Source organism: Mesorhizobium waimense, assembly GCF_003601975.1.
Classification (GTDB): Bacteria; Pseudomonadota; Alphaproteobacteria; order Rhizobiales; family Rhizobiaceae; genus Mesorhizobium; species Mesorhizobium waimense.
In genome coordinates this window covers 1-9967 of sequence record NZ_QZWZ01000092.1, presented here as the reverse complement: position 1 = coordinate 9967, position 9967 = coordinate 1, and the positions used below count along the sequence as shown (strand labels likewise).

The following is a 9967-nucleotide window of genomic DNA, read 5'->3' as shown; positions in this document are numbered from 1 at the left end:
GCCCCGTCCTCGCTCTAAAGCACACATCCTCCACACTCGGCGGCCTGCAAAGGCCGCCTTTTTGTTCCGTCCACAAGCACCAAACGCTTGTCGTCGTTTAGACGCGCTTTTGAAAAGCCATCAACAGCGGCTTGAGCACGGGCCGGTCGATCTCTTCGAACAATTGCCGTCGCGTACGATTGACACGACGCAGCACCCGGCGATCGTTCAGATCGGCAAGCAACTCGCCGATCGCCGCGTTGACCTCAGCCAGGCTGTAAAAGACACGATGGCGCAGGCGACCAAGAAGCCAGCGCTCGACAATCCGCACCGCTGTGCTTCCCAGTAATAACCGTGATTGAAGAGGTCGAGGCCCCAGAGGAATGGATCTGAGCCAAGCGACGCATCTGCGGCGACCGGCATCGGCTCGACACGATAGCTATGTCCAGCGGGATCGCGGACGGGATGCGGCTGCCTGCCGGGCAAGTACGCGTAGGCTGGAAACCCCTTTTCCGGCAGGTGCCGAGGACGCGATGTCGAGCCAATGGCCATAGAGCATGGTATCATAGGGATGGCGCGGTCCGGTACGTGCATTGCCCGGCGGTTTGCGACAATGTGGTAAGGCCGGCGCGTCGCAGCGATCGAACCTCGAAAATGGGCTTGTGGCCCGGCCGTCTGCTACCCCGCGGTGTTGATTTTCGGTCGAACGATCAGGCCCTGCGATTTCTACCGTTTGCTGCGTTTATTTCCCAGTCTCAATAAGGACCGGCTTGGCTTGTTGCCAGGCCATTCTGCAGTTGTTATGAAGAAATAAGATAGATGGCGACTGGAACCGTGAAGTGGTTCAACAGCACCAAGGGCTTCGGCTTCATTCAACCCGATGGTGGTGGTCCGGATGTGTTTGTCCACATTTCCGCTGTCGAGCGTGCCGGTCTTTCGACCCTCGCCGATGGTCAGAAGATCAATCATGAGATTGAGCAGACCGGCGCACCGGCAAATCGTCGGCCGGCAATCTCAGCAAAGCAGGCTGACTCTCCCGTGTCCCGGCGCAAGCCGGAAGGACGCAGTAGGTGGCGGACGGGACTGACAGCCGCTCAACAAGAGCAGCCGACTGCTGTCAGCCCATCGGGATGGAAAAGACGTTGCAAGAAGGCGGGGGCTCCCCGCCTTTTTTCGTCGGAGTTGAGTTTGGGCAGCGGCTGTTCGCCAGGACGACCGCGGGCGATCAATCAAGCTGTGGCGTTCTTGCGGGTCCGCTTCGCAGGCGCGGACGCTTCCGGCTCCTTGGGTTTACGGCCGAGGCCCATGCTCTTGGCCAATGCCGAGCGCGCCACGGCGTAGTTTGGCGCGACCATCGGATAGTCAGAAGGCAAGCCCCATTTGACACGGTATTCGTCCGGCGTCAGACCGTAGTGGGTCGACAGATGCCGCTTCAGCGACTTGAACTTCTTTGATAATGTAGTCCGGCGTGACCGATTTCCTGACGGGCACTGCTGGATTGAGAACTTCCGGCTTGTCCGGTGCGGAGCCGGCGGCCACTCCCTTCAGTGCCGCATGCACCTGGCCGATCAGGGCTGGGAGTTCGCCCATCGGAACTGGATTGTTCGAGACATAGGCCGAGACGACGTCGCAGCAGCGCTCCTTATGGCATGATCAACAGTCGGCGAAGTTTCCGCTTTTTGTGATCCCCGGGTTCTTGCGCAATGACGCTTACGTCAAGGTGGCAGCCGTGCAGTGAAGAACCGCAAGGGCCGCCGTTTCCTTTTTTCGGCGTTAGGCAGAAAAGTATTCAGTCCCAGCATGATTATTGTGGTCTCCCTGTCGTATTTTCCGCGGTGATCGCACGGTAGAGTGGCCCTACGCCAGCCGCGTCGCCGGCAGGAAGGGCAGGCGAGTACCGAACCTCGTCAGGGTGAGGTCGAAACCGACGACACGATCAAACGGCAGTACGGGCCGCGTCCTCAGAATTTCGCCAAGGCCTCGATGCTGTGACCGCGCGCCGCGCATTGGGGGCAATGGCAAACGAAGGACCAACAAGACGGCTCAGACCCTCATGCTCGACAACAAAGACTATTCTCGACAGGGGACATCATCACATCGAACCGGCGATCGGGATGAACGGCCGGCTGAAAGAGGACGGGGGCAATGGTGCGGGCAAGAGATGAGCGGCATGGTTTACGCCGCCAATAGCGTGGTTCGCTTCCCAAAAATGGCGGCCCGGTCCGGCAATCGACCCGCCGTCGCGGACTGTTCGCGGCGGTGGAGGCTTCGCTGTCTGCTGTCCGCAGGCTGAAGCGCGCAGCAAATGAAAGCCTGTGGCGCAAATCCGATTATCGACCGTGTGGGAGCGTCTAGGCATCACTGTGCAGCAGCGCGGAACCTCTAACGCCAGCTCGTACGCATTTTCGACAACAGAGGTATCGGATTCGAAGACAACGATTGGACGATCGTTGATCCTTTTGAACATGCCGGCGGCGACCGACGCTTACTGCGGAGGGGTGACATGAACAACGTCGGTCGCGGGCATGGGCGGGGCGCACCGTGATTGGGTAAGGGGTGCGAGGCCACGTATGCATATTGGCGGGCCTTCAGTCAGGATGGCCGCTTATGGTAAATAGTTCGTTACTGCCCGCAGTGCACCTGCTGTTTCCGCACATGTTCGAACCTCTGCCGACGCGCATGAACCTCTCGGGGAAACACTTGGCAAGGTCGAGATGGTCTTGGCGGCGTTGTCACGATTTATTCGGCGGGAGAACCCATCGGGACGGGAGGACTATCGAGGCAGCGACCAAAGCCATGATTTGCAGCAGACCACCGATCGGGCTCTGTTGCAAACTTTTCAGCTACGAACGAACAGTTCGAAGCGCTGGTCTCGTCCATTTTGCGGAATTTGCCGCTTCGCCGACCGACGGTGCTCACGCCGAAATCTCTGCGCCGAATTCTGCAGATCAGCGGCGGCATCACTGCAAATATTTTCCACGCGATCACGAGCCTGGCGGCCGATTCGATCGAGAGCGGCATAGAGCACATCACGGATGAAGCGGTGGAAAGTTGGTGCCCGCCAGTTAGCGCCGAAACAGCTTACGCATGATCCGAGACCTCGGCGACACGAAGCCGCTTCCTGTCATTCTCAAACCTGTCCCGGATGAGCTCCTGTCGTCATGGATCACGCGCCATGCCGATTTCTACGGCGTCTCACCGCTGACAATGTTTCGCCATGCCATTCCGGAGGCAACGTCATTGCGGCAATCGGATACAAAGCTGGGGCCAACCGCCGACGGCCACATTGCGAGGCTGTTTCGAACCCAATCTACGGCAATCCTGGCAATGACCACGTCTGGATTCCCAAAATCGGCGGCGCGGCTCGTCGCGCCACGCGCCATTCAACGCTGCACCGCCTGTGCCGAGCAAAACAGGTGGCAAGGCGCGGCAACTGCGGTACAGCGAAGCTGGATCGAGGGTTGGCGGATAGCCTGTCCCGTTTGCAGACAACGGCAGCATGACAAGAGGGAGCGAATATCTGCCCTGGCAAGCCCGTCATCGCCGTTCGAGGATCTTTGGGAAGATGCCCTCCACGGCGAGCGGCTCATCAGACGGTGCCCAAAGCCCTTCCGCCATGATGCATCGATAGACCACTCCACCATCCTTGTCCACCATCCTTGGTGCCGTCGTTCAAGGTTTTGATGAGCTTGTAGCGGTACAGGGACTTCCTAGACCTACGATTGCAAGACCCATCTTGCCGATCGCACTCCGCATAGCACTGCTCGCTGGTATCTCAATCGTCCACCGGGAAGGTCCGACGCTAGTGTCCGAACTCAAGCGCCAAACTCTTGGCGCCCATTATACGCGGTTCGCTGCAATCGGCGTCGGCATCTCGAGAACCCCTCAGCCACTGCAGCTGAATTGAGACTCAAGCGCATTGATTCTCATCATTAAGCGCAATTTTCTGGAGAAGTCGGCGCAATCTCACATTTAAGTGAAGTACGACAAACAGCGCGTCCGAGGGCGGCAAGTTCGGATGAAAACAAGGTGTCCGCGTCCGCGTGTTCTACCAAACGGATGCCGGCGATGATGCTCGGTTGGTCAAGCGTGATAATCTCCACCTAAGCTCTTCGAGCGGGAATCTCTGCTATTGTAAGTTGCCGTCGCGAGCCCGCGGCTGGGATTTTAATGAGGCTCGATACGCGTCGCCTTGATCTAGATCAAAGCTCACCGACCCCATAGGGAATATGATCGCTTGGACCGGTTCTAGGATCCAACGGTGCCACATGAGCCGCGGAGGGCGCTCGGCTACCCCGAGTGCAAGATTCGTGACGATGGTGACCGCCATATCATAGTTGAGCCTGCTTGGAACCGGGCTGGTACCCGCTGGTGGGCGAAAGAGATGACACATATATCATTACTCTCGCCCAACCTACAGTATACAGCATACATGCCCAGTCGAGAGTCCAAATGCGTTATCCAAAGAGAAGGAACTGGAAATGAGTCATCCCGTAAACGTGTCATTTGACAGCGCGTCGCAAGACACCACACAGGTGGATGACCACACTAACCTGCGATTTCGTGGGATCGACCACATCGCCTTGGCCGTTCATAGACTGGAAGACGCTATTCATTTGTTTCAAGGTGTCCTTGGTTTTAACCTCAGGCGCCGACTCCACATAAAGGGTAAAAAGACTGGTATGGTGTGCGCGGAGATGGTTCGCGACGGGATGTGCTTTGTACTTTGTCAAGGCACAGAACTAGAGTCGCAGGTGTCTCAACTTGTCGAGCATTTTGGGGTAGGTCTGGCCCATGTCGCGCTGGCTGTGGACGATGTGTCGGCGATGATCGAGGTCCTCAAGAAGCGAGGGCTGTCGTTTGACACAGCCGTAATAAGCGGACCGGGCCTAACACAGGCGTTCTCTTCGCGATGCCCTAACACCGGCTTGAGCATCGAACTTGTACATCGGAACGGCGAGGAAGGGTTTCTCGACAACAACGTCCAAGAACTTTTTGAGCAGTTGGAGCAGTCCGGGAAATACTGAGGGAACATGGACGGTCCCAGTCCCCCAATGTGTATGCGGCCGTGGAATGCACGACTGTATTGCGGCACGGTCGATCAGATTCAGTCATGAGTCCGACCTGCAATCCACAGCATCGATGCCACTAGTCATGCGAGGTCCGCTGATGGCGGGCCCGAAGTCCGCCGAAGGAGGCCGCAAGCGAAATGTGCATCGGGCTAGCGGCATGACGGCTGTGGCACCGATCACCAGCAACCGTCAGATGATGCGATCGCCCCTTTGCTGCCCGTGTGCGCAAAAATCTGGGCGGATGCCGAGGCCATGTGCGAAGCGCCGCCTGGCGGTTTATTCCGGTCGATAGCTCCAAGCATCAGACACCGCCATGGTGTTGAAGGTGCGTTACCTATTGATGACGGAAAGGCAGGAGACACTGTCGCTCAGTCACCGGCCGCGGAAGGAGTCCTGCAACCGCGAACTACGGAAGACGAGCAGGCGAGTCCAGTATACCGGGCCAAATTTGGATCGCCCGATGTTCGATGTCAGACACTCGTCATGGCAGTTTTATAGCGACCGTCTTGTTTAGACGCGTTTTTCTCGCTTGGCACGAAAAATGCAGAGCCCTCCACAATCGGAGTAAGAGCAATGTTCGACGATCACACTCGCCAATCAGACGGCTATTTCTGAAACCGGTCTAGCCCGTGCCGCTGGTTTCAACGGAATGCTGCTGTCGAACCCACACTGGTGTGATCCTCACCTTGCCGGTAGTTCTGCGTGGGGTCCACGATGGATAATATGCCGCCAACCTCAGTAATGAACTTCTTAAACGAGGTCTCGGGTTCGTTTCCGTCGGCGATTTCCCTGGCCTCGGGCAGACCAAGTGATCGGTTCTTCGATAGGCTTGACCCCCAGGCGCTGTTGAATGCGCTAGTGGTGTATGAGCGGTATTCAGCCGGCGATCACGGAGGTGGGCAAGTACACTCTCAGTTGTTGCAGTATGGACGAACTGCCGGCCTCATCAGCGAGCTCGTTGCACAACAGGTTCGATCCGATGAGGGGGTTGCCGCGAGGACTGATCGCGTACTAATCACGTCAGGCTGCCAGGAGGCGCTTGCTGTCTGCCTGCCGGCGCTGTGTCCCGAACCTTCGGACGTGATCCTGGTCTGCAACCCCACCTACGTTGGCGCAACCGGTGCAGCTAAGGCCGGAAGGGTCGCCGTTGCAGCCTTACCCAACTCAGGGCCTTGCGTTGCAGAGGCAATCGAGCGCGCAGTCCTGCAATTGCGCCGAAATGGTCGGAGGGCTCGGGCGGTATATCTTATCCCCGATTTTGATAATCCGACCGGGCGCGTTCTCGATTCGGCCGCACGACGCAATGTACTTCAAGTGTGCGCCAGACATCGGGTCATCATTCTGGAGGATAACCCATATCGGCTATTTCGGTATGAAGGTGATGCGATCCCTCCGATGGCCGCTTTGGATGAGGTAGGAAGTGTCATCTACCTGTCTACATTCTCCAAGACGCTAACCCCATCTCTCCGCGTGGGAGCTGCGATACTGCCCGAGACGATATTTGGAGACGCGGGAGCTTGCCGAGTACTTTGGGAAGATCTGGTTCAGCGCAAGAGTTTCGTTACCCTCAATACGAGCCAAATTACACAAGCGATCGTGGCAGGGCTGTTGATCGAACAGGGGGTAAGCTTGCGTGGCTGGATACGGCCGGCGCTGGATTGGTATCGTGCCAATCGCGACCTTATGTTGAGTCAGCTGGATTGTGTGTTTTCGCCGTTCTCGGATCAGATTCGATGGAATCGCCCCTCCGGCGGCTTCTTTCTGACCCTCGATCTTCCTTTCAGATTTAGCGCGGAGAGCATGAACGAGTGTGCAAGAGATGACAATGTCATCGTTATGCCCATGAGCTTCTTCGCGTTGGATGACTCTCAAGACTACAGGATTCGATTAGCGTTCAGCGCGGTTACTCCCGAACAGATCCGAACCAGTGTGACCGGTTTGGGCCGCTACGTGGCGCGGCGGCTTGGGCGGGAATTGCCCAGCTTGGTGGGTGGACTGCGGGAGGGATAAAGATGGCATATCGGTCTTCTCCGGTGCGCGGACGTGGCTGCGAACGAGGCGATCAGGATAGGAATCCTGCAGGGCGCTCAATCTCCTCCGGCATCATTGTGGGCAGTGGTACGCTCGCAATCCGCTGCGCTCAGCTGGCAATGGCGACGGGCCATGTCATTGGTGCGGCCCTGTATGGCGACGCCATATTCGCAGAGTGGGCGACTGGCGCCAATATCCCGTGCATGGAAAGCGTCGAAGAGCTCTGCTCTTTTTTGAAGGCGGAGCCAGTGGATTGGATTTTCTCCGTTGCCAATCCGTTCATATTGCCACCGGACGTGTTTAGGCGAGCGCGTCGAGGTGCATTTAACTACCACGACGGTCCATTGCCACGATATGCGGGAACGCACGCAACGTCTTGGGCGCTGCTGGCGCAAGAGACCGAATATGCCATCACGTGGCATCGGATCGATGATGGTGTTAATACGGGTGACGTCGTGGTTCAGCGCCAAGTGCTGGTGGCGCCCACCGACACGGCAATGAGCCTGAACCTCAAATGTTATGAAGCCGCGATCGAGAGTTTCCGCGAGCTCTTAACTGGCCTCGAGAGCGGGAAGCTTACGGCCCACCCGCAGGCGCTGGGGGACAGAAGCTATTTTCCGAAACGTCGACGCCCAGATGCGGCAGGCTGTCTGCGATGGGATCAATCCGCGCAAGAGTTATCAGCGATGACGCGGGCCCTAGACTTTGGGTCCTATCATCCCAATCCAATGTGTCTGCCCAAGGCTCTTTTAGGCGATGAGGCTGTCCCAATCAGGCGCCTGGAGGTGCGGCCTCAACGCTCGGGCATTCCGGCAGGTTCCCTGCTCGAAGTCCACGCCAGCCATTGGCGGGTGGCGACGGGTACAGAGGATATCAATGTTGGATTTGGCGGCCCCGATGGGCAGGCGCTGGACGCGCGAGCCCTTGCTAGGCACTTCGATCTGGATGAAGGTAGTCGCCTTCCGATCTTGGGCGATGAACAGGCGCGCAACATAACTGCCATCCATGAATTGCTGGCGCCTTCAGAGAATTTTTGGCGACAACGGCTAGAGCAGCTTAGAACATTGCAGCTTCCTTTCCCGTCTTCGCTCGTGGCTGCGGCGCCGCCCAGATGGCGGACTAGTTCGGCGTTCATTCCAAGTGCTTTGGCTGAGCTGTCCCCACTCGATCGCACGGAATACTTGGTAACCGCTTGGCTGGTCTATCTCGCCCGCATCACGGGAGAAACCGACCTTCAACTGGGATGGACGCCTGCTTCGGAAGGACCGCAAGCTGGGTCTAAGGCGGTGAAGGTGTTGATCGCCCCTGTCGTGCCGATGGAAGTTACCATTGACCTTGCACATGATTTTGAAGAAATGCGCAAGACGGTGGCGGCCGAACTCGCTCAGCTGAAGGCGCACGCTGGCTTTGCCCGGGATCTTATCGCGCGCTGCCCGACATTGCGAGTTGCGGAGGCGCTACGGTTGCGTCGACCATGGCCGATTGGCATCACAGTCACGACAGAAAGCTACTCCGTCGCTGATGATCTGATGACGAGCCGCAGAGCGGGCCGAGCCCTATGCGGCAATTTGCTGACCTTTGAGGTTTGCGCTCTGGATGGGAGCTTTCGCTGGCACTTCGATGCCAGTCGATTAGCGCCGGAGCAAATCGGCCGCATGACGCAGCATTTGCAAACTTTGTTGCATGGTGTGATGGCCGATGCGGGCCAGCCGGTCGGTCGCGTCGACATCCTCCCGGCCGCCGAACGCACGTATCTGGTGGAGGAGTTGAACCGGACGGCGGCGCCTTACCCCTCGGAGCGGTGCATCCATGAGCTGTTCGAGGCGCAGGTGCGCAAGGCGTCCGACGCGGTGGCGCTGGTCCATGACGACGAGCGGGTGAGCTATGGCGAGCTCAACGCGCGGGCCAACCGGCTGGCGCATCATCTGATCGGCCTCGGGGTGAGGCCGGACCAGCCGGTGGCGATCTGCCTGGAGCGCAGCCCGGCGATGGTGGTGGGGCTGCTGGCGATCCTCAAGGCCGGCGGTGCCTATCTGCCGCTGGACCCGGCCTATCCTTCTCAGCGGCTGCGGCAGGTGCTCGACGATGCCGCGCCGCGGCTGCTGCTTTGCGATGCCGCCGGCCGCGCCGCCCTCGGCGCCGAGGCGCTCGCCGATCTGAGCGTGGTCGATCTGGATATGGCCACCTCGGCCTGGGCCGAACTGCCCGCCTGCGACCCCGACCCGCGCGCCCTCGGCCTGACCTCCAGCCATCTCGCCTACATCATCTACACCTCGGGCTCAACCGGAACCCCAAAGGGCGTCATGGTCGAGCACCGGAGCTTGATCAATCACACAACATGGCAGGCGGATCGATTCCAGTTTGCTGCCCATGACATTTTCTTGCAGCGAACATCCCCCTCCTTTGATGCCGCCGTTTGGGAGCTATGGACAGCCTTGTCGATTGGGGCCCATGTAGCTCTTCTTCCTCTCGAGCGGCAATTTGATACTCGAACGATTTTCGATCTAGTAAATAAGTATCAAGTGACGGTCCTGCAATTGGTTCCGTCGCTTCTTTCCGCATTGCTCATGGTCACTGACGTTGAGCAAAATGAAGTCGATAGTTTACGATACGTATTCTGTGGCGGAGAGCTCCTGAGGAATGAGCAAGCCGCTAAATGGCTGCAATTCGCACCGCGGGCACTTGTCAATGTCTATGGACCTACCGAGGCAACGATTGACGCAACAGCCTGGGTGTATACCGCTGGATTTAACACGCCGGTTGTCCCGATCGGCCGTCCGATCGCGAACACGCGGGTGTATCTGCTGGACGCTCATGGCCAGCCGGTTCCGTTCGGGGCGGTGGGTGAGCTTTATATCGGCGGGGCGGGGGTGGCGCGCGGCTAC

5 protein-coding genes and 3 pseudogenes are annotated in these 9967 nt (G+C 58.4%); 6 read left to right on the top strand and 2 right to left on the bottom strand.

Annotation, left to right across the window (positions count from 1 at the left end; genetic code table 11):
* Positions 1-124: 124 nt before the first annotated feature.
* Positions 125-316 (bottom strand): annotated as a pseudogene (locus D3227_RS38945) (IS21 family transposase); the annotation flags it as partial.
* Positions 317-798: 482 nt separating this feature from the next.
* On the opposite strand from D3227_RS38945, the pseudogene D3227_RS38935 reads away from it, so the two are divergent.
* Positions 799-1010 (top strand): annotated as a pseudogene (locus tag D3227_RS38935) (cold-shock protein).
* A gap of 198 nt (positions 1011-1208) precedes the next feature.
* On the opposite strand, the pseudogene D3227_RS38930 reads toward D3227_RS38935, so the two are convergent.
* A pseudogene (locus D3227_RS38930) lies at positions 1209-1620 on the bottom strand (Ros/MucR family transcriptional regulator); the annotation flags it as partial.
* Positions 1621-2890: 1270 nt separating this feature from the next.
* On the opposite strand from D3227_RS38930, the gene D3227_RS38925 reads away from it, so the two are divergent.
* The 5 genes from D3227_RS38925 to D3227_RS38905 form a co-directional block, all read left to right on the top strand.
* Positions 2891-3070, top strand: coding sequence for a hypothetical protein (locus D3227_RS38925; protein WP_245452138.1), 180 nt, complete (start codon positions 2891-2893; stop codon positions 3068-3070).
* Entirely contained in the window at positions 3067-3663 is a 597-nt protein-coding gene (locus tag D3227_RS44680; RefSeq protein ID WP_120019298.1) for a TniQ family protein, read from the top strand. The genes D3227_RS38925 and D3227_RS44680 overlap by 4 nt, the downstream gene beginning before the upstream one ends.
* 797 nt (positions 3664-4460) lie before the next feature.
* On the top strand, positions 4461-5006 hold the full coding sequence (locus tag D3227_RS38915) for a VOC family protein (protein WP_120019297.1): 546 nt from the start codon (positions 4461-4463) through the stop codon (positions 5004-5006).
* A 759-nt stretch (positions 5007-5765) separates the two neighbouring features.
* On the top strand, positions 5766-7061 hold the full coding sequence (locus tag D3227_RS38910; RefSeq protein WP_120019296.1) for an aminotransferase-like domain-containing protein: 1296 nt from the start codon (positions 5766-5768) through the stop codon (positions 7059-7061).
* A 140-nt stretch (positions 7062-7201) separates the two neighbouring features.
* The coding region (locus tag D3227_RS38905) for an amino acid adenylation domain-containing protein (RefSeq protein ID WP_120019295.1) at positions 7202-9967 on the top strand (2766 nt) is incomplete at its 3' end.